The 18672-nt window shown below is 58.7% G+C and carries 19 protein-coding genes; 16 read left to right on the forward strand and 3 right to left on the reverse strand.

Annotation, left to right across the window (positions count from 1 at the left end; translation table 11 throughout):
- Positions 1-50: 50 nt before the first annotated feature.
- From AABM55_RS21265 to AABM55_RS21275, 3 genes are all read left to right on the forward strand, one after another.
- Complete coding sequence (locus AABM55_RS21265) at positions 51-485, forward strand: MarR family transcriptional regulator (RefSeq protein ID WP_347927709.1); 435 nt, start codon at positions 51-53, stop codon at positions 483-485.
- A 381-nt stretch (positions 486-866) separates the two neighbouring features.
- Positions 867-2186 (forward strand): NCS2 family permease, encoded by a 1320-nt coding sequence (locus tag AABM55_RS21270; RefSeq protein WP_347930076.1) that lies wholly within the window; start codon positions 867-869, stop codon positions 2184-2186.
- Positions 2187-2251: 65 nt separating this feature from the next.
- Complete coding sequence (locus tag AABM55_RS21275; protein ID WP_054593504.1) at positions 2252-2878, forward strand: LysE family translocator; 627 nt, start codon at positions 2252-2254, stop codon at positions 2876-2878.
- 224 nt (positions 2879-3102) lie between these two features.
- Here AABM55_RS21275 and uraH read toward each other — a convergent pair whose 3' ends face one another.
- Positions 3103-3456, reverse strand: coding sequence for a hydroxyisourate hydrolase (gene uraH, locus AABM55_RS21280; protein ID WP_095078352.1), 354 nt, complete (start codon positions 3454-3456; stop codon positions 3103-3105).
- A gap of 436 nt (positions 3457-3892) precedes the next feature.
- Between uraH and puuE the strand changes: the two genes are divergently transcribed.
- The 8 genes from puuE to AABM55_RS21320 all read left to right on the forward strand — a co-directional run bounded on the left by puuE (position 3893) and on the right by AABM55_RS21320 (position 12304).
- Complete coding sequence (gene puuE / locus AABM55_RS21285; protein ID WP_216742623.1) at positions 3893-4819, forward strand: allantoinase PuuE; 927 nt, start codon at positions 3893-3895, stop codon at positions 4817-4819.
- The gene (gene uraD / locus AABM55_RS21290) at positions 4816-5331 is read left to right on the forward strand and encodes a 2-oxo-4-hydroxy-4-carboxy-5-ureidoimidazoline decarboxylase (protein WP_347927710.1); all 516 of its coding nucleotides are present in this window, start codon (positions 4816-4818) and stop codon (positions 5329-5331) included. The genes puuE and uraD overlap by 4 nt, the downstream gene beginning before the upstream one ends.
- Positions 5332-5420: 89 nt before the next feature.
- Positions 5421-6416: an allantoicase gene (gene alc, locus AABM55_RS21295; protein ID WP_347927711.1), complete on the forward strand. Its 996-nt coding sequence runs from the start codon at positions 5421-5423 to the stop codon at positions 6414-6416.
- Positions 6417-6537: 121 nt separating this feature from the next.
- The gene (locus AABM55_RS21300; RefSeq protein ID WP_007898831.1) at positions 6538-7041 is read left to right on the forward strand and encodes an ureidoglycolate lyase; all 504 of its coding nucleotides are present in this window, start codon (positions 6538-6540) and stop codon (positions 7039-7041) included.
- 51 nt (positions 7042-7092) lie between these two features.
- On the forward strand, positions 7093-8400 hold the full coding sequence (locus AABM55_RS21305; protein ID WP_347927712.1) for a urate hydroxylase PuuD: 1308 nt from the start codon (positions 7093-7095) through the stop codon (positions 8398-8400).
- A 188-nt stretch (positions 8401-8588) separates the two neighbouring features.
- On the forward strand, positions 8589-9947 hold the full coding sequence (locus AABM55_RS21310) for a nucleobase:cation symporter-2 family protein (RefSeq protein WP_103319921.1): 1359 nt from the start codon (positions 8589-8591) through the stop codon (positions 9945-9947).
- 519 nt (positions 9948-10466) lie between these two features.
- On the forward strand, positions 10467-11252 hold the full coding sequence (locus tag AABM55_RS21315; protein WP_347927713.1) for an outer membrane protein OmpK: 786 nt from the start codon (positions 10467-10469) through the stop codon (positions 11250-11252).
- Positions 11253-11449: 197 nt separating this feature from the next.
- Positions 11450-12304 carry a pirin family protein gene (locus AABM55_RS21320; RefSeq protein WP_347927714.1) on the forward strand — a complete coding sequence of 285 codons (855 nt, stop codon included), beginning with the start codon at positions 11450-11452 and terminating at the stop codon, positions 12302-12304.
- Between the two features lie 110 nt (positions 12305-12414).
- Here AABM55_RS21320 and AABM55_RS21325 read toward each other — a convergent pair whose 3' ends face one another.
- Together AABM55_RS21325 and AABM55_RS21330 are read right to left on the reverse strand one after the other, a co-directional pair.
- Complete coding sequence (locus tag AABM55_RS21325) at positions 12415-13587, reverse strand: patatin-like phospholipase family protein (protein ID WP_347927715.1); 1173 nt, start codon at positions 13585-13587, stop codon at positions 12415-12417.
- 51 nt (positions 13588-13638) lie between these two features.
- Positions 13639-14571, reverse strand: coding sequence for a lipid A biosynthesis lauroyl acyltransferase (locus tag AABM55_RS21330; protein ID WP_347927716.1), 933 nt, complete (start codon positions 14569-14571; stop codon positions 13639-13641).
- A gap of 121 nt (positions 14572-14692) precedes the next feature.
- Between AABM55_RS21330 and minC the strand changes: the two genes are divergently transcribed.
- From minC to AABM55_RS21355, 5 genes are all read left to right on the forward strand, one after another.
- On the forward strand, positions 14693-15430 hold the full coding sequence (minC, locus tag AABM55_RS21335; RefSeq protein ID WP_054598158.1) for a septum site-determining protein MinC: 738 nt from the start codon (positions 14693-14695) through the stop codon (positions 15428-15430).
- Between the two features lie 200 nt (positions 15431-15630).
- Positions 15631-16443 (forward strand): septum site-determining protein MinD, encoded by an 813-nt coding sequence (gene minD, locus AABM55_RS21340; protein ID WP_054593514.1) that lies wholly within the window; start codon positions 15631-15633, stop codon positions 16441-16443.
- On the forward strand, positions 16443-16697 hold the full coding sequence (gene minE / locus AABM55_RS21345) for a cell division topological specificity factor MinE (protein ID WP_019693048.1): 255 nt from the start codon (positions 16443-16445) through the stop codon (positions 16695-16697). The genes minD and minE overlap by 1 nt, the downstream gene beginning before the upstream one ends.
- A gap of 91 nt (positions 16698-16788) precedes the next feature.
- Positions 16789-17424 carry an RluA family pseudouridine synthase gene (locus AABM55_RS21350; protein WP_007940846.1) on the forward strand — a complete coding sequence of 212 codons (636 nt, stop codon included), beginning with the start codon at positions 16789-16791 and terminating at the stop codon, positions 17422-17424.
- Positions 17425-17481: 57 nt separating this feature from the next.
- Positions 17482-18588 carry a hypothetical protein gene (locus AABM55_RS21355; RefSeq protein ID WP_103319909.1) on the forward strand — a complete coding sequence of 369 codons (1107 nt, stop codon included), beginning with the start codon at positions 17482-17484 and terminating at the stop codon, positions 18586-18588.
- Positions 18589-18672 lie beyond the last annotated feature (84 nt).

The following is an 18672-nucleotide window of genomic DNA, read 5'->3' on the forward strand; positions in this document are numbered from 1 at the left end:
AAGTCAAACTACTTGACCGAAATTACGACAGCGCGAGCAGATACGTCAATATGCTTGACCTTAAAAACCAAAGCACCCAGCAAACCGCCATGGAAGCGTTCTTCTTCGGCTACCAGGCCTTTACTGCCAAAGCCGACGAAATGCTTGAGCGGCGCGGTTTGAGCCGCGTGCATCAGCGCATCGTGTTTTTCATCGCCCGCTACCCAGCCCTGAGCGTCAAGGAATTGCTCGCACTACTCGGTGTGAGCAAGCAGGCGCTGAACATTCCGCTGCGTCAGTTGGTGGAAATGCACCTGGTGGACAGCGTGGCGTCAGCGACCGACAAGCGTAAACGCCTGCTGGAGCTGACCGTCGACGGCGCGCGGTTCGAGGAGTCGCTGCGGCGTGAGCAAGTGAAATTGCTTGAGCGAGTGTTTGCCGAGGCTGGCGAGGCGGCGGTGGATGGCTGGTTGGCGGTGAACAAAGCGCTGGGCGAAAACCGCTAAACCACGCTTTCGTAGCAGCTGGCGAAGCCTGCGTTCGGCTGCGAAGCAGTCGTAGGGTTCCCCCCGATAAACCATAGAGTTGAGTTGGATTTTACGACCGCTGCGCGCTCGAACGCAGGCTTCGCCAGCCGCTACGGAACAGCCCTATCCCCTGCATATAGCTTTCTCTCCAGACTTTTCGTCTACAAAATCAAAAACATTATTTGCTTTATTTGTATACAAAAGCATAATCCGTTTCGTGCGAGTTCCTGACCAAGCGGTCAACAAATTCGCAAGTACCTCAAAGAGCCGCTGCCCACCTCATGTGTCCGGCTCTGGAAATAACAATAAAACTCTTGAGGAGTACTCGCTGTGGAAAGCCGCAAATCCGAAGCCTCGACGCTGGAACTCTCGCCGCCGTTACGCAATGGCTGGCTGGAGCGCATTTTTAAACTCAGCTTGCATGGCACCACGGTGAAGACCGAGTTGATCGCAGGTATTACCACCTTCATCACCATGGCCTACATCATCTTCGTCAACCCCAACATCATGGCGGACGCCGGGATCGACCACGGCGCCGCCTTCGTCGCGACTTGCATCGCGGCTGCGCTCGGTTGCCTGTTGATGGGTCTGTACGCCAACTGGCCCGTCGGCCTCGCGCCAGGCATGGGCTTGAACGCCTTCTTTACCTACACCGTAGTCGGCACCATGGGTTACCACTGGGAAGCGGCACTGGGCGCGGTGTTCATTTCCGGTGTGCTGTTCATGTTCCTGACGCTATCGCGCGTACGGGAATGGCTGCTCAACAGTATTCCGGTGAGCTTGCGCTTCGCCATGGGCGCAGGCGTTGGTTTGTTCCTCGGGATCATCGGTCTGAAAACAGCTGGAATCATTGTCGCCAGCCCGGCCACGCTGATCAAACTGGGCAATCTGCGTGATCCTGCTCCTCTGCTGGCAGCCGTTTGTTTCCTGATGATTGCGGTACTGAGTTACCACCGCGTGTTCGGCGCGATCCTGATCAGCATCATCACCGTGACCCTGGCAGGCTGGGGTTTGGGCCTGGTGCACTACGGCGGCATTCTGTCGACACCGCCAAGCCTGGCACCGACCTGGATGGCCATGGACATCGCCGGCGTGTTCAACGTCAGCATGATCAGCGTGGTGCTGGCGTTCCTCTTCGTACACATGTTCGATACCGCCGGGACCCTGATGGGCGTGGCGCAACGGGCAGGTTTGGTCGGCAAGGACGGGAAGATCGAAAACCTCTCCCGAGCACTGAAAGCAGACAGTGCGTCGAGCGTGTTCGGGGCGATGGTCGGTGTGCCGCCAGTGACCAGTTACGTGGAAAGTGCCGCGGGTGTGGCCGCCGGTGGTCGTACCGGTCTTACCGCAGTGACCGTAGGTGTGCTATTTATTGCTGCGATGTTCTTCGCGCCGCTGGCTGGCATGATCCCCGCTTACGCCACCGCCGGTGCGCTGATCTACGTGGCCATGCTGATGATGAGCGGCCTGGAGCACATCAAATGGAGTGAAGCCACCGACAGCATTCCGGCGATCGTCACGGCCATCATGATGCCGCTGACCTTCTCGGTTGCCGACGGTATCGCGCTGGGCTTTATCACCTACGTGGTGCTCAAGGCCGGTACGGGTAAACACAAGGAAATTTCCATCAGTCTTTGGGTGCTGTGCGCGATCTTTATCGCCAAGTTCATTTTCTTGTAAGCGGTACGCGTTTCAAACCAGCCTCACCCCGTCGGGTGGGGCTTTTGCACATAGGGAGGAAAGTGATGAGTCTGGAAACCTGGCTGCTGTTCAGCGGCGCTGCACTGGTGGTGATCCTGATCCCGGGGCCACTGTCGTTGCTGATGATCAGCAACAGTCTGAATTATGGTCTGCGGCGTTCTTACCCGGCGTTTCTCGGCGGCGTATTTGCCTCGATCTGCCTGCTGAGCGCATCGGCATTGGGTCTGGGCGCCCTGCTGCTGGCTTCGGAGCAACTCTTCAGTGCGCTGAAGATTGTCGGCGCGCTGTACCTGTTCTACCTCGCTTGGCAAAGCTGGCAGCAATCGCGCCAGCCATCGGTCGGCGCCGAAGTGCCCCAGACCGCGCCGACACCGCGCTTTCGTGCACTGTTCGGGCGCGCGTTCGTGCTGGGTGCCAGCAACCCGAAAGACATTCTGTTCTTCGCCGCCTTCCTGCCACAGTTCTTGAGCGCACAGCAGCCCTTTCTGCCGCAGTTACTGATCATGATCGCCACCTGGACCGTGCTGGATCTGTGCTGCAAGGTGGCCTACGGCCTCGGTGCGCATGGTGCGGCGCGGTATCTGCGCAGCGGCAAGGGCCAGAGCTGGTTCAACCGGATCAGTGCCGGGTTGTTCAGTGGCGCGGGTGCTGCCTCCCTGTTGAGCCGCTAAAAGCATCGCGGGCAAGCCTTGCTCCTACAGGTCCTGAGTCGCTCTCAATGCATGCGAACGACATAAATCCGTAGGAGAGGGGGGACGCCTAGTTCTTGCCCGCGATGGCGTCATCAGACACACCACATTTCTCAAGACGAAAAAAAGCCCGCAGTGTGAGCGGGCGAAAGACCAAAGAAGCTATATGCGCAGTCGCTTCTGAGAAAGATAGCTGGGGGAAAGTCCTAGCTTCCTCTGTAGGTCGAATAGCTGTAGGGCGAAATCAACAATGGCACATGGTAGTGATCCTGCTCTGCCGAGATGCCGAAGCGCAGCACCACCACATCCAGAAAGGCCGGCTCCGGCAGCTGTACACCGCGCGCGCGGTAGTAATCGCCGGCATGAAACTGCAGCTGATAAACCCCGGAACGGTAGTCATCGCCTTGCAACAAGGGTGCGTCGCAACGGCCGTCGCTGTTGGTCAGTGCACTGGCGACCAATTCCAGCTGCGAACCTTCAACGCGGTACAACTCGACCTTGATCGAGCTGCCCGGGCAACCGTGTGCTGCGTCCAAAACGTGTGTAGTCAAACGTCCCATTGATTCTGCGCGCCTGCCTGCGTTTGCAGCAGTCAGGCCTCGCGCCTCCCGGAGTCAGTTAAAAAGGAGACCGCACCTTTTCGGAGCACGAAAAGCGGCGGCAAGCGACTGATTAAGACACTTTTTAAAAAAATTGTACACAATAAAAACGACATTTTTACCACTGTACTCGCCGTCCATGGTTTCTCGGCGAATCTGACGCTGAACCATAAGATCAGAGGACCTTCCATCCATTAGCTGACCACTCAGGCAGGTTTCTTGCAGCCCCCTGAAAAGATGACAGCTGATGAAAAATGCAAAAAATCAGGCTTACAAAGTGAATATAAAGTTGTATACAATCAGTCCATCGCTGTGACGCCAGCCTGTCACCTCACCTTCAGGCCGCCACACACCCCTTATCGCGAATAAGTAACCCCGAATAAGAAGGAAGACTGCAGTGAGCGCTGACTACCCACGCGACCTGATCGGTTACGGCAGTAACCCTCCCCACCCACACTGGCCGGGCAATGCCCGCATTGCCTTGTCTTTCGTGCTCAATTACGAGGAAGGCGGCGAGCGCAACATCCTGCACGGCGATAAAGAGTCGGAAGCCTTCCTCTCGGAAATGGTCTCGGCGCAGCCGCTGCAAGGCGAGCGCAACATGAGCATGGAGTCGCTGTATGAGTATGGCAGCCGTGCCGGCGTCTGGCGGATCCTCAAGCTGTTCAAGGAATTCGACATTCCACTGACCATCTTCGCCGTGGCCATGGCCGCCCAGCGCCACCCGGACGTGATCCGCGCCATGGTTCAAGCCGGCCACGAGATTTGCAGCCATGGCTATCGCTGGATCGACTACCAGTACATGGACGAAGCACAGGAACGCGAGCACATGCTCGAAGCGATCCGCATCCTCACCGAAATCAGCGGCGAGCGCCCGCTGGGCTGGTACACCGGCCGTACCGGGCCGAACACCCGTCGGCTGGTGATGGAAGAAGGCGGCTTCCTGTACGACTGCGATACCTACGACGATGACCTGCCGTATTGGGAACCGAATAACCCGACCGGCAAACCGCACCTGGTGATCCCGTACACCCTGGACACCAATGACATGCGCTTCACCCAGGTTCAGGGTTTCAACAAGGGCGACGATTTCTACCAGTACCTCAAGGACGCGTTCGACGTGCTTTACGCCGAAGGTGCCGAATCGCCAAAAATGCTCTCCATCGGTTTGCACTGCCGCCTGATCGGTCGCCCTGCCCGCCTGGCCGCACTCAAGCGGTTTATCGAATACGCAAAAAGCCATGAGCAGGTCTGGTTCAGCCGCCGGGTCGATATTGCCCGCCACTGGCACGCAACCCATCCGTACCCAGGGGCTTCGAAATGACTGCTTTCCAAACCCTGAAGCCATCGACCTTGAGCCGCGACGCCTTCGTCAACGCCTTCGCCGACATCTACGAACATTCGCCATGGGTCGCCGAAAAAACCTTCGACCTGGGCCAGGACGCGGCAATCGACGAGATTGAAACCCTGCACCAGCGCATGAGCGATATCCTGCTCTGTGCCGATCACGCCAGCCAGCTGGCCTTGATCAACGCTCACCCGGACCTGGCCGGTAAAGCCGCCGTCCAGGGCCAGCTTACCGCAGCCAGCACTGAAGAACAGTCTGGCGCGGGTATTCACCAATGCACGGCCGAAGAGTTTTCTCGCTTCACCGAGTTGAACGACGCCTACAAAGCCAAGTTCAAGTTTCCCTTCATCATGGCGGTAAAAGGCAGCAACCGGCATCAGATCCTCGCTGCGTTCGAAACGCGCATTCACAACTCGGCAGACACCGAATTCAAATGCGCGCTGGCGGAGATCAACAAGATTGCGCTGTTCCGATTACTGACTCTTTAGCGAACATGACCCGAGCGTGAATGAACGTGAAAAACGCCCAGGGCCCTGCAAGCATCCCAAGCCACTTCAATTAAAGGCAGACAAGAAGAATGAAAGCTTACGCCGTACCTTTCGAGAAGTTCGTCAACCTGGCCGACGCCCGCCTGGGCACCAAAATCATCTCGGTCACCGATGACTGGTTCGCTGATGCCAACCGCCTGTTCCAGCCAACCCCGGCCGTATGGAAAGAAGGCGTGTTCGATGACAACGGCAAGTGGATGGATGGCTGGGAATCGCGCCGCAAGCGCTTCGAAGGCTACGACAGCGCGGTGATCCGTCTCGGCGTGCCAGGCTCGATCAAGGGCGTGGACATCGACACTTCATTCTTCACCGGCAACTACCCGCCATCTGCCTCCCTGGAAGCCTGCTTCGTGGCCTCCGGCGAGCCGACTGAAACCACTCAGTGGGTTGAAGTGCTGTCGGCCGTCGAGCTGCAAGGCAACAGCCACCACTACCACGAAATCAACAACGACCAGGCCTTCAGCCACCTGCGCTTCAACATCTACCCGGACGGCGGTGTCGCCCGTCTGCGCGTGTACGGCATTCCGTACCGCGACTGGTCGACGGTTGGCGACAACGAGCAAATTGACCTGGCCGCAGCCCTGAACGGCGGTCGCGCCCTGGCTTGCTCCGACGAACACTTCGGTCGCATGAGCAACATCCTCAACCCGGGTCGCGGCATCAATATGGGCGATGGCTGGGAAACCGCACGTCGTCGCACTCCGGGCAATGACTGGGTCATCGTCGCGCTGGGCCACCCGGGCGAGATCGAAAAAATCATCGTCGACACCCTGCACTTCAAGGGCAACTACCCGGACACCTGCTCGATCCAGGGCGCGTTCGTCAAGGGCGGCACCGACAGCCAGATCGAAACCCAGTCGCTGTTCTGGCGCGAATTGCTGCCAGCGCAGAAACTGGAAATGCACGCCGAACACACCTTCGCCGAGCAGATCAAGGCCCTGGGCCCGATCACCCACATCCGCCTGAACGTGTTCCCGGACGGTGGCGTGAGCCGCTTGCGTGTATTGGGCAAGGTCGCGAAGTAATGCTGAGACTGTAGGAGCACAGCTTGCTGGCGATGGCGTCAGTAAGGGCGCCATCGCCGGCAAGCCGTGCTCCTACAAAAGCAAAGCAACAAACATCATGAACACATAGAAGAAGACCAGCATGCGCACATTGACGATTGAACCGCTGACCAAAGAAGCCTTCGCCCCTTTCGGTGACGTGATCGAAACCGATGGCAGCGATCACTTCATGATCAACAACGGTTCGACCATGCGCTTTCACAAACTGGCAACGGTGGAAACCGCCACGCCAGAAGACAAGGCGATCATCAGCATCTTCCGCGCCGACGCGCAGGACATGCCGCTGACCGTCTGCATGCTGGAGCGCCATCCGCTGGGCAGCCAGGCTTTCATTCCGCTGCTCGGCAACCCCTTTCTGATCGTGGTCGCGCCACTTGGCGATGAACCTGTATCAGGCTTGGTCCGCGCCTTCGTCACCAACGGCAGGCAGGGCATTAATTACCATCGCGGCGTTTGGCACCATCCGGTGCTGACGATCGAAAAGCGGGATGACTTCCTGGTGGTTGATCGCAGTGGCACAGGCAATAACTGCGATGAGCATTTTTTCAAAGAGGATGAGCGTTTGATCCTCGCCCCCCACCAATAAGAGAAGGTCTGATCACTCGACAACAAGAGTGACAGGCGAGAGGTAAAGACTGTGGAAGCACATCTGTTGGAATGGCTGAACCTGAGCGTGCGCTGGGTTCACATGATCACTGGCGTGGCCTGGATCGGCGCGTCGTTCTACTTTGTCTGGCTGGAAAACAACCTCAATCGGGTCAACCCGAAAAACGGCCTGGCGGGCGATCTCTGGGCAATTCACGGTGGCGGGATCTACCACCTGGAGAAATACAAACTGGCCCCACCGACCATGCCGGACAACCTGCACTGGTTCAAATGGGAAGCCTACTTCACCTGGATGTCGGGGATCGCGCTGCTGTGCGTGGTGTTCTACTCCAACCCGACGCTGTACCTGCTGGCACCGGGCAGCAGCCTGAGCGGACCGGAAGGCGTGGCCATCGGTCTTGGCTCGTTGTTCATCGGCTGGTTCATCTACTCGTTCCTGTGCGACTCGGCCCTGGGTAAACGCCCTGCCCTGCTCGGGTTCATTCTGTTCGTGCTGATCATTGGCGCCGCTTACGGCTTCAGCAAAGTGTTCAGCGGTCGCGGTGCGTACCTGCATGTTGGCGCCATCATCGGCACCATCATGGTCGGTAACGTGTTCCGCATCATCATGCCGGCCCAACGGGCACTGGTGGCGGCCATCGCCGAGAACCGCACGCCGGATCCGGCACTGCCAGCCAAGGGTTTGCTGCGTTCACGGCACAACAACTACTTCACCTTGCCGGTGCTGTTCATCATGATCAGCAACCACTTCCCGAGCACTTACGGCAGCCAGTACAACTGGTTGATCCTGGCCGGGATCGCGGTACTCGCGGTGTTGGTGCGTCACTATTTCAACACCCGCCACGAAAGCCACAAGTTCGCCTGGACCCTGCCTGTCGCGGCAGTAGGCATGATCTGCCTGGCCTACGTCACCGGCCCAGCGCCGATGAACACCCCGGAAGTGGCCAAGGCACCGGCGAAGATCGAGTACCAACCGCTGCCCGAAACCGCCCTCGGCGGTGGCGCCAAACCCGCTGAAGCAGCACCAGCCGCTCCGGCCGCCGCTGCGGCACCGGCGCAAGCTTCGACGGCAAGCGGTCCGGACTTCAGCAAGGTACACAGCGTGATTCAGGAACGTTGTGCGGTCTGCCATTCGGCCAAACCGACCAGCCCGCTGTTCAGCGCGGCACCGGCTGGCGTGATGTTCGATACCCCGCAACAGATCCAGCAATTGGCCCCGCGGATCCAGGCCCAGGCTGTCGCCAGCCAGATCATGCCGTTGGGCAACATCACGCAGATGACCCAGCAGGAACGTGACCTGATCGGCGCTTGGATCAATCAGGGAGCCCGAACCAATTAAGCAATACAAAAGCCTGTGACAAGCAGGCTTTTGTGGCGAGGGAGCTTGCTCCCGCTGGACTGCGCAGCAGTCCCCTTTCTTCCTGGAGAAAAGCGGGGCCGCTTCGCGACCCAGCGCGAGCAAGCTCCCTCGCCACAGGTCCACCTGACGCACAAAATCACAAGAATAAAAAAGATCCGAGGTGTTGCATGTCCGTGTCATCCGAAGCACGCATCCCCGACGCACCCGCGATTCAACGACTGCCGCTGTTGCAACTGATTCTGGTCGGTCTGCAACACGTTCTGCTGATGTACGGCGGCGCCATCGCGGTGCCGCTGATCATCGGACAGGCCGCAGGCCTGAGTCGTGAAGAAATCGCCTTCCTGATCAACGCCGACCTGCTGGTCGCCGGCATCGCAACCGTCGTGCAATCACTGGGCATCGGCCCCATGGGCATTCGCATGCCGGTGATGATGGGCGCCAGTTTCGCGGCGGTCGGCAGCATGGTGGCGATGGCTGGCATGCCTGGCATCGGCCTGCAAGGGATCTTCGGCGCGACCATCGCCGCCGGGTTCTTCGGCATGCTCATCGCGCCATTCATGTCCAAGGTGGTGCGGTTCTTCCCGCCGCTGGTGACCGGCACGGTCATCACCTCGATCGGTTTGTCGCTGTTCCCCGTGGCTGTGAACTGGGCGGGTGGCGGCAACGCTGCCGCGCAATTCGGCTCCCCCGTCTACCTGACCATCGCCGCGCTGGTGCTGGGCACCATCTTGCTGATCCACCGCTTCATGCGCGGTTTCTGGGTGAACATTTCGGTACTGATCGGCATGGGCCTGGGTTACATCCTCTGCGGCCTGATCGGCATGGTCGACCTCAGCGGCATGGCGCAGGCGCCGTGGGTGCAAATCGTCACCCCGCTGCATTTCGGCATGCCGCAATTCCATCTCGCGCCGATCCTTTCAATGTGCCTGGTGGTGGTGATCATCTTCGTCGAGTCCACCGGAATGTTTCTCGCCCTGGGCAAGATTACCGGCCAGGAAGTCTGCCCACGGATGCTCCGCCGCGGTTTGCTGTGTGATGCCGGCGCGTCATTCTTCGCCGGGTTCTTCAACACGTTCACCCATTCCTCGTTTGCCCAGAATATCGGCCTGGTGCAAATGACCGGCGTGCGCTGCCGTTCGGTGACCATCGTTGCCGGTGGTCTGCTGGTGGTGCTGAGCCTGCTGCCCAAAGCGGCCTTTCTGGTGGCATCGATTCCACCGGCGGTACTTGGCGGCGCGGCGATTGCCATGTTCGGCATGGTCGCGGCTACCGGGATCAAGATTCTCCAGGAAGCCGACATCGCCGACCGTCGCAACCAATTGCTGGTGGCGGTGAGTATCGGCATGGGGCTGATCCCGGTGGTTCGTCCGGAATTCTTCGCCCACTTGCCGTTGTGGATGAGCCCGATCACCCACAGCGGCATTGCCATGGCGACCCTCAGCGCCCTCTCGTTGAACCTGCTGTTCAACATCCTCGGCGGCGCAGAACGAGCCACCAACAACGAGTGCCACGCTCATCAGCACTGACGGATAAGCGGACGGTCCGCCCGTCCTTCCATCGTTATCCGGTTTCACCCGTGACACGAAATACCCGCATGACAGACCGGCCGGCGATACGTCCGGTCGCCGTCAGCGGCTGTCTGCGCCTTAACAATAAAAACATTCGAGGAGCAACACAGTGACAAACTTGATAGCGGCGCTCCGTTGCTGGGCGCTTGAGCCATGGTGCGCGAGTCAGTATTCTCCGAGGCCGCCTGAATCGGCTCTAAAAAAAAGCCCGGGATTAATTCCTGACCAGATAGCCAGCTTATCCAGGCTCTTGACGGTCACGCGGCACACTCCAATAAAAACCGAACGGACGCTTGATCGACTGTTTCCGAACAGCCGAGCAGGCATTCTTTCGCGTTCTAAAAGCCTTGACTCAGCGCTCGCCGGAGCGCTGAAACCGACCGACCGGATGATCGTTTACAGCAACGAAAAACAGGCGCCACAGCAGAGCGCCGACTTAAAAAAAAACGTGGAACTACTTACTTTGGGAGCAACCGAATGAACCGTACGTGCACTAGCCTGATGCTCGCTGGATCCTTGCTGGCTGGGGGGCAGGCAATGGCCGGCGACCTGCTGCAGTGGCAGAACAACAGCCTGACCTATCTCTATGGCAAAGACTTCAAAGTCAACCCGAGCATCCAGCAAACCGTGACCTTCGAGCACGCCGATGCCTGGAAATACGGGGACAACTTCCTGTTCATCGACAAGATTTTCTACAACGGTAAACCTGACGCTTACCTCGGTAATAACACGTACTACGGTGAGTTCAGCCCGCGTCTGTCGTTCGGCAAGATCTTCGACCAGAAACTCGAGTTCGGCCCGATCAAGGACGTCCTGCTGGCCATGACCTACGAAACCGGCGAAGGCGACGTCAACTCCTACCTGATCGGTCCGGGTTTCGACCTGGCCATTCCCGGTTTCGATTACTTCCAGCTGAACTTCTACAATCGCCACACCGACGACAAACGCCCGGGTAACAACATCTGGCAGATCACTCCGGTGTGGTCCTACACCATCCCGGTGGGCAGCTCCAGCGTGCTGATCGACGGGTTCATGGACTGGGTGGTCGACAACGACAAGAACAGCCAAGGCACCTACCACGCCAACCTGCACTTCAACCCGCAGATCAAATACGACCTGGGCAAAGCCTTGCATTGGGGCGAGAAGCAGCTGTACGTCGGTGTCGAGTACGATTACTGGAAAAACAAATACGCCATCGAAGACACGAAGGACTTCACCACCAATCAGAGCGCCACGAGCCTGCTGGTGAAGTACCACTTCTGATCCAGGGTTGAAAGATCGCAGCCTTCGCCAGCTCCTACATAAGCGCATCGAGTGTAGGGGCCGGCGCCGGCTGCGGTCTTTTGCTTTGCCGCCAACACATCGAACAACCCGATTAAACCTCCGCAAAATTCGCAACCATTGATCAGTCCGTCTGGCATAGCATGGCGCCATTCCACTCTGATCGAGGAGTTGCACCGATGACTCAATTTCGCAAAGTACTTAGCCTGCATACCGGCCAACCCGCGTCCGATGGCGCCGGGGTCAAGCTGACCCGGGTATTTGGTGGCGCAGGCGTCGAACGCTTCGACCCGTTCCTGATGCTCGACGAGTTCGGCTCGGAAAATCCCGACGACTACATTGCCGGCTTCCCACCCCACCCGCACCGTGGCTTCGAAACCGTGACCTACATGCTCGAAGGGCGCATGCGTCATGAGGACCATCTGGGTAACGTCGGTTTGCTGGAAGGCGGTGGCGTGCAATGGATGACCGCCGCCAAGGGCATCATCCACAGCGAGATGCCGGAGCAGGAAGAAGGTGTGATGCGCGGCTTCCAGCTGTGGCTGAACCTGCCAGGCAAGCACAAGCTCGATCCGGCCAGCTATCGGGACATTCAGCCGGCAGACATTCCACGGCTGAAAACTGCGCAAGGCGTCGAGGTGGTAGTGATCGCCGGTCTATTCGACGACGGCACCGTCACGCAAACCGGTGCGGTACAACGGCCAGACACCGAGCCGTATTACTTTGACTTCCATCTACCGGCCGGCACCCGCATCACACCGAAACTGCCGGATCGGCATCGGGCACTGCTTTACGTGTATGACGGCAGCGTGGAGTTGCCGGGACAAACCCAGAGTATCGGCGTCAGCAAACTGGTCCGTTTGTCGGATGAAGGTGAGCTGCAACTGAGCAGCGAGTCCGGAGCGCGAGTGCTGTTGATTGCCGGTAAACCACTGGGCGAACCGATCGTGCAGTACGGGCCGTTCGTGATGAATACCCGGGAGGAGATCGAACAGGCATTGCGTGATTTTCGCGATGATCGATTGACTGCCTGAGTTTTGCATCTGCAAGGACGCCATCGCGAGCAAGCTTTGCTCCTACGGATCAGGGGTTTGACATAGATTTGTAGGAGCAAGGCTTGCCCGCGATAGCCGCGCCGCCGATCTCAAGCCGGGATTGCAGGCTCTTCCAACCCCAGGAATCGGCACAACTCTTCGCGCTTGGCCAAGGCATCGCGGCGGCCAAGCTCGATCAACTCGCTGCAATACCCCGCCTCGAACAGCAGATAACTCAGCACCCCGGCACCGCTGGTCCTGGTCGCACCCGGCCCGCGCAAGAACAGTCGCAACGCGGCTGGCAGCTCTTGTCGATGCCGTGCGGCGATTTCATCGATCGGCTGACTCGGAGCAATCACCAACACGTCCACCGGTGCCACGCCGAAGCTGCGGGCCGCGGTACTTGCCGGTAACAAGTGACTGAACTCGTTCAAGCGTTGCAACAGCTCGATGTCGCTCTCCAGGCTATCAATGAACGTACTGTTGAGCAGGTGCCCACCGATCTGCGCCAACGAGGGTTGCTGACCGGTGTAGGTGCGCTGCAACGGATTATCGGGATCAACGCCGCGCGGGTTGCCACTGACGCCCACCACCAGCACCCTGCTCGCCCCCAGGTGCAGGGCCGGGCTGATCGGCGCCGACTGACGCACCGCACCATCGCCGAAGTACTCGTTGCCGATCTTCACGGGTGCAAACAACAACGGGATCGCCGAACTGGCAAGCAAATGGTCGACCGTCAATTGAGTCGGTACGCCGATACGCCGATGGCGAAGCCAGGCATCGATGCTCCGGCCCCCCTGGTAGAAGGTCACGGCTTGCCCGGACTCATAACCGAATGCGGTTACGGCGACTGCGTGCAATTGTTTTTGTGCGATGGCTTCATTGATGCCGGACAGCTGCAGCTTGTCGTTCAACAAATTGCGCAGCGGTGAGCTGTTGACCAGCGCCACCGGCACTTTTGCGCCAATCCCCAACAGGCTGTGACTGACAAACCGAGTCGCCTGGCTGATGACTCCTGGCCAATCGCTACGTAACACCAGGTCACTGCGAAAGCCCTGCCAGAACGCGGTCAACCGCTGGATGGCCGCGGTAAAGTCCGTCGCCCCGCTGGCCAGGCTGACCGCATTGATCGCCCCGGCCGAAGTGCCGACGATCACCGGGAACGGATTGGCGGAACCTGCCGGCAGCAGCTCGGCTATCGCTGCCAGCACCCCGACCTGATACGCCGCCCGAGCCCCGCCGCCGGAAAGAATCAAACCTGTAACCGGCTCACCTGAACTCATCGCAACACTCCATGGTGCTTGGGGCTTTCAATCTAGTCTGACGAAATGGATTCAACCGCGCTTGGCATACAATTTCGGCTCGCCGGGCGGACGGCTCTTGAAGCGTCGATGGGTCCAGAGGTATTGCTCAGGACAATTGCGCACGCAACCTTCGACCCACTGGTTGATCCGGATGCAGTCAGCTTCGTCACTTTCACCCGGAAAGTCGTTCAGCGGCGCATGGATCACCAGGCGGTAACCACTGCCGTCGGCCAGGCGTTCCTGGGTGAACGGCACCACCAGCGCCTTGCCCAGCTTGGCAAACTTGCTGGTGGCGGGAACGGTTGCCGCCATAATGCCGAACAACGGCACGAAGATACTTTGCTTGGCGCCGTAGTCCTGATCCGGTGCGTACCAGATGGCCCGGCCAGCGCGCAGCAACTTGAGCATGCCGCGTACGTCATCGCGCTCGACCGCCAGCGAGTCGAGGTTATGCCGCTCGCGACCGCGCCGCTGAATGAAATCGAACAGCGGGTTTTTATGTTCGCGGTACATGCCGTCGATGGTGTGCTGCTGGCCGAGCAACGCCGCGCCGATTTCCAGCGTGGTGAAGTGCAACGCCATCAGGATCACACCCTTGCCGTCGCGTTGAGCCTGTTTGAGGTGCTCCAGCCCTTCGACATGGGCCAGGCGTGCCAGGCGCGCGCGGGACCACCACCAGCTCATGGCCATCTCGAAGAAGGCAATGCCGGTCGAGGCGAAGTTTTCCTTGAGCAGACGCTTGCGCTCGGCAGGTGTTTTTTCCGGGAAACACAGTTCAAGGTTACGTTTGGCGATGCGCCGACGATCGGTGGCAACCCGATACATCCCGCTACCCAGCAGGCGACCAATACGCAGCAGCAGCGGATACGGCAGCTGTACGATCAGCCACAACAGCCCTAGACCGCACCATAGCAGCCAAAAACGCGGATGAAAAAATGCAGCTCGAAATTGCGGGCGATCCATTAACGATTCCGGACAGACAACAAGGCCGCGCATTCTACATCGGTTCGACCCGGCTTGCGGCTTACGGGCGTTCTCGTTATAAGTCTCGGCACTTTTAGTGACAAGCCGTTTTATGCCGACCATGAGCCAAACCGAACCGCTAGACCAAGATCCCGTGTTCCAGTTGAAGGGCAGCATGCTCGCCATTACGGTGCTGGAACTGGCCCGCAATGACCTCGAAAGCCTCGACCGACAACTGGCTGCGAAGGTCGCCCTGGCGCCTAATTTTTTCAGCAATGCGCCGCTGGTGCTGGCCCTGGACAAACTCCCGGCCACTGAAGGCGCGGTCGACCTGCCTGCGCTGATGCGTGTTTGCCGACACCATGGCTTGCGCACGCTGGCCATCCGCGCCAGTCGCATCGAAGACATCGCCGCCGCCATTGCCGTCGACCTGCCGGTGCTGCCGCCGTCTGGCGCGCGCGAACGAGCACTTGACCCGCACGAAGGCGAAGTCAGGAAAAAACCGGAAAAACCGCCGGAGCCGACCATCAAACCGACCCGAATAATCACTTCGCCAGTACGTGGCGGCCAGCAGATTTATGCTCAAGGTGGCGATTTGGTAGTGGTTTCCTCGGTCAGCCCGGGGGCGGAACTTCTCGCCGATGGCAACATCCATGTATACGGACCGATGCGCGGTCGTGCGCTGGCCGGTGTGAAGGGTGACTCCAAGGCACGGATTTTCTGTCAGCAATTGAGCGCTGAACTACTCTCTATCGCCGGTCATTACAAGGTTTCCGAAGATCTGCGCCGCGATCCGCTGTGGGGCGCCGGTGTACAAGTCAGCCTGTCGGGTGACGTGTTGAACATCATTCGGCTTTAACGGATACTGCCGCATTTTCCAAGCATCTCTAAAACGTAGCGAAAACGGCTCAAACGAAGTAGGAAAATGGCGCAAGGCAGCGTTTACCCGAGGTAAACCCCGCCCAACACCGGATTCCAGCCAAGGCTGTCCGACTGCAGTAGTTTTCAGGAGATGTTTTTCAGGGGCTAAAAGTCCTTTTTCCTTAGGGGTGAAACACCTTGGCCAAGATTCTCGTGGTTACATCCGGCAAGGGTGGTGTGGGTAAGACCACCACCAGCGCCGCTATCGGTACCGGCCTCGCTCTGCGCGGTCACAAAACAGTTATCGTCGACTTCGACGTCGGCCTGCGTAACCTCGACCTGATCATGGGTTGCGAGCGTCGCGTGGTGTACGACTTCGTCAACGTGGTCAACGGCGAAGCCAACCTGCAGCAAGCCCTGATCAAAGACAAGCGCCTGGAAAACCTCTACGTGCTGGCCGCCAGTCAGACCCGCGACAAAGACGCGCTGACCGTAGAAGGCGTGGAAAAAGTGCTCATGGCACTTAAAGAAGACTTCGAGTTCGTGGTCTGCGATTCTCCGGCGGGTATCGAGAAAGGCGCCCACCTGGCCATGTATTTCGCTGACGAAGCGATTGTCGTGACCAACCCGGAAGTCTCCTCGGTTCGTGACTCGGACCGCATGCTTGGCCTGCTGGCCAGCAAGTCGCGTCGCGCCGAGAACGGCGAAGACCCGATCAAGGAACACCTGTTGCTGACCCGCTACAACCCAGAGCGCGTAAGCAACGGCGAAATGCTCGGCGTCGAAGACGTCAAAGAGATTCTGGCGGTCACCCTGCTGGGTGTGATTCCGGAATCGCAAGCCGTACTCAAGGCTTCCAACCAAGGCGTGCCAGTGATTCTCGACGACCAAAGCGACGCCGGTCAGGCGTACAGCGATGCCGTCGATCGTCTGCTGGGCAAAACCGTGCAACACCGGTTCCTTGACGTTGAGAAGAAGGGATTCTTCGAGCGCCTGTTTGGAGGTAGATAATGAATCTTTTTGACTTCTTTCGTGCCAACAAAAAAGTAAGCACCGCGTCGGTAGCGAAAGAGCGTCTACAGATCATCGTGGCGCATGAACGCGGCCAACGCAGTACCCCAGATTACCTGCCGGCCTTGCAGAAGGAACTGGTCGAGGTGATCCGCAAGTACGTCAATATCGGGTCCGATGACGTGCACGTCGCACTGGAAAACCAGGGCAGCTGCTCGATTCTGGAACTCAATATCACCCTGCCTGATCGCTGAGTCGATCCGGCTGGAGCCACGGCGGCTCAGGTCCTTTCCAGCAACGGAGAGGACCTGAGCCGCCGTTGGCGTTTGTTACGAGGCTGTTTTAATGCCGCTGTCGAATATCCGCATCATCCATCAGGACGCCGCCGTACTGGTGGTGGACAAGCCTACCCTGCTGCTCTCCGTGCCCGGTCGCGCCGATGACAACAAGGACTGCCTGATCACCCGCCTGCAAGAAAACGGCTACCCGGAAGCGCGCATCGTCCATCGACTGGACTGGGAAACCTCCGGGATCATCCTGCTGGCCCGCGACCCCGATACCCATCGCGAACTGTCTCGACAGTTTCACGACCGCGAAACCGAAAAAGCCTACACCGCACTGTGCTGGGGCCAACCGGAACTGGACAGCGGCAGCATTGATTTGCCGTTGCGCTACGACCCGCCGACCAAACCCCGCCACGTGGTGGACCATGAGTTCGGCAAGCATGCACTGACCTTCTGGCGCGTGCTGGAACGTTGCGGCGACTGGTGCCGGGTGGAACTGACGCCGATTACCGGCCGCTCGCATCAGTTGCGCGTGCACATGCTCTCCATCGGTCATCCGTTGTTGGGTGACGGGCTTTACGCTCACCCGCAAGCCCTGGCTGCCTGGCCGCGCCTGTGCCTGCACGCCAGCATGCTCAGCTTCACCCACCCGCAAAGTGGCGAACGCTTGCGCTTCGAGTGCCCGGCACCGTTTTGAACACTAGTGAGCAGCCCGTCGCAGCAGCCATCGACAATCGTAAGGACATGGAACCCGGTGACGCATAAAGCCCCCGACTCAACCGCTCTGGCAAAAGCGCCGCAACAGTTGCTGTACCTGGTGTATGGCGACCAGGACGTTTACCGCAGAGAAGCCAAATTCAGTATTCTGACCGCTTTGTCGCAGCTCAGGAAAGGCGAGCCCCTGTGCATCAGGATCTTTACCGACAGACCTGAAGACTATGCCGGCTGGCCTGTTGAAACCCTGGCCCTGGATCAGCAGACCTTGACCTCATGGCAAGGCGAGAACGGTTACCACCATCGCCGCAAGGCCTGTGCCATTGCTGCCGGGTTGAAGCTGGCGGAAAAAACCCTGTTTGTTGATACCGACACGCTGTTCCTCGAAGACCCCAACCTGATCCTCAAACGAATTCAGCCTCAGCAGTATCTGATGGATTGTTTCGAGTACGACTGGAGCTACGTCTGCAAACGTCCGGACTACGTGAAGCTCGGCACGTGCCTGCAAGCCCATGGCATCAGCTCCGACAACAGTTTCAAGCTTTACAACAGTGGTCTGTGCGGCGTCACGGACAGCGATACGCCGTTACTGGAAGAGACGATCAAGCTGATCGACGAATGGACTCAAGGCTCGTTCGATATCCATACAATCGAACAAATTGCCCTGTCATTCGCCATGCGTGACAAACCCGTGCAGGAAGCGAAGAAGTTCATCTACCACTACTTTGCCGAAAAAAGATTCTTTCATGCCATGCAAAAGCACTTCTTTGCCTTGCATGGCGAACAGTTTCGCCCGCAGTTGCTCGAGCTTTGCCTTGAGGTCCCTCGCAGCAAACCGTTCCCTTCAGCCTGGCGGCGCCTGAAAATCAAATGGAAACTGCGCAATAAGCGTGGAAGCTTGAGAAAAGTCGGTCGCGATCTTCTGTATGGAAGTGCCGCGCCAGATCACCCGTATTACGCGGTCTGTCGACATGAGTGGTGGGAAAGCGCGTCTCGGGAAATTCTGCGTTGGGACGAGAACCAAAAGAAAAAGCTCTTGCCACTGGGCCAGGGGCACTGGCCAAAACTATTACCCAAGCCGACAAAGCCAGGCGACAAGCAGGCAATCATTGCTTATCTGAAAAAGCGATTATCCGAAACGAGCTAGCGGGCCTGCCTCGTGACAGTGTTATCAAAGCACTTGCCCAATGCCCCGAGCCAATACGTTAAACTCGCGGCACTGCTGTCTGGA

This window comes from Pseudomonas helvetica (assembly GCF_039908645.1).
Classification (GTDB): Bacteria; Pseudomonadota; Gammaproteobacteria; order Pseudomonadales; family Pseudomonadaceae; genus Aquipseudomonas; species Aquipseudomonas helvetica.

What these genes read in the sequence shown, in the direction of transcription:
- AABM55_RS21265 (WP_347927709.1), top strand. Translation starts at nt 51, where the DNA reads ATGCTTGACCTTAAAAACCAAAGCACCCAGCAAACCGCCATGGAAGCG.
- AABM55_RS21275 (WP_054593504.1), top strand. Translation starts at nt 2,252, where the DNA reads ATGAGTCTGGAAACCTGGCTGCTGTTCAGCGGCGCTGCACTGGTGGTG.
- uraH (WP_095078352.1), bottom strand. Translation starts at nt 3,456, where the DNA reads ATGGGACGTTTGACTACACACGTTTTGGACGCAGCACACGGTTGCCCG.
- uraD (WP_347927710.1), top strand. Translation starts at nt 4,816, where the DNA reads ATGACTGCTTTCCAAACCCTGAAGCCATCGACCTTGAGCCGCGACGCC.
- alc (WP_347927711.1), top strand. Translation starts at nt 5,421, where the DNA reads ATGAAAGCTTACGCCGTACCTTTCGAGAAGTTCGTCAACCTGGCCGAC.
- AABM55_RS21300 (WP_007898831.1), top strand. Translation starts at nt 6,538, where the DNA reads ATGCGCACATTGACGATTGAACCGCTGACCAAAGAAGCCTTCGCCCCT.
- AABM55_RS21310 (WP_103319921.1), top strand. Translation starts at nt 8,589, where the DNA reads ATGTCCGTGTCATCCGAAGCACGCATCCCCGACGCACCCGCGATTCAA.
- AABM55_RS21315 (WP_347927713.1), top strand. Translation starts at nt 10,467, where the DNA reads ATGAACCGTACGTGCACTAGCCTGATGCTCGCTGGATCCTTGCTGGCT.
- AABM55_RS21320 (WP_347927714.1), top strand. Translation starts at nt 11,450, where the DNA reads ATGACTCAATTTCGCAAAGTACTTAGCCTGCATACCGGCCAACCCGCG.
- AABM55_RS21325 (WP_347927715.1), bottom strand. Translation starts at nt 13,587, where the DNA reads ATGAGTTCAGGTGAGCCGGTTACAGGTTTGATTCTTTCCGGCGGCGGG.
- AABM55_RS21330 (WP_347927716.1), bottom strand. Translation starts at nt 14,571, where the DNA reads ATGGATCGCCCGCAATTTCGAGCTGCATTTTTTCATCCGCGTTTTTGG.
- minC (WP_054598158.1), top strand. Translation starts at nt 14,693, where the DNA reads ATGAGCCAAACCGAACCGCTAGACCAAGATCCCGTGTTCCAGTTGAAG.
- minE (WP_019693048.1), top strand. Translation starts at nt 16,443, where the DNA reads ATGAATCTTTTTGACTTCTTTCGTGCCAACAAAAAAGTAAGCACCGCG.
- AABM55_RS21350 (WP_007940846.1), top strand. Translation starts at nt 16,789, where the DNA reads ATGCCGCTGTCGAATATCCGCATCATCCATCAGGACGCCGCCGTACTG.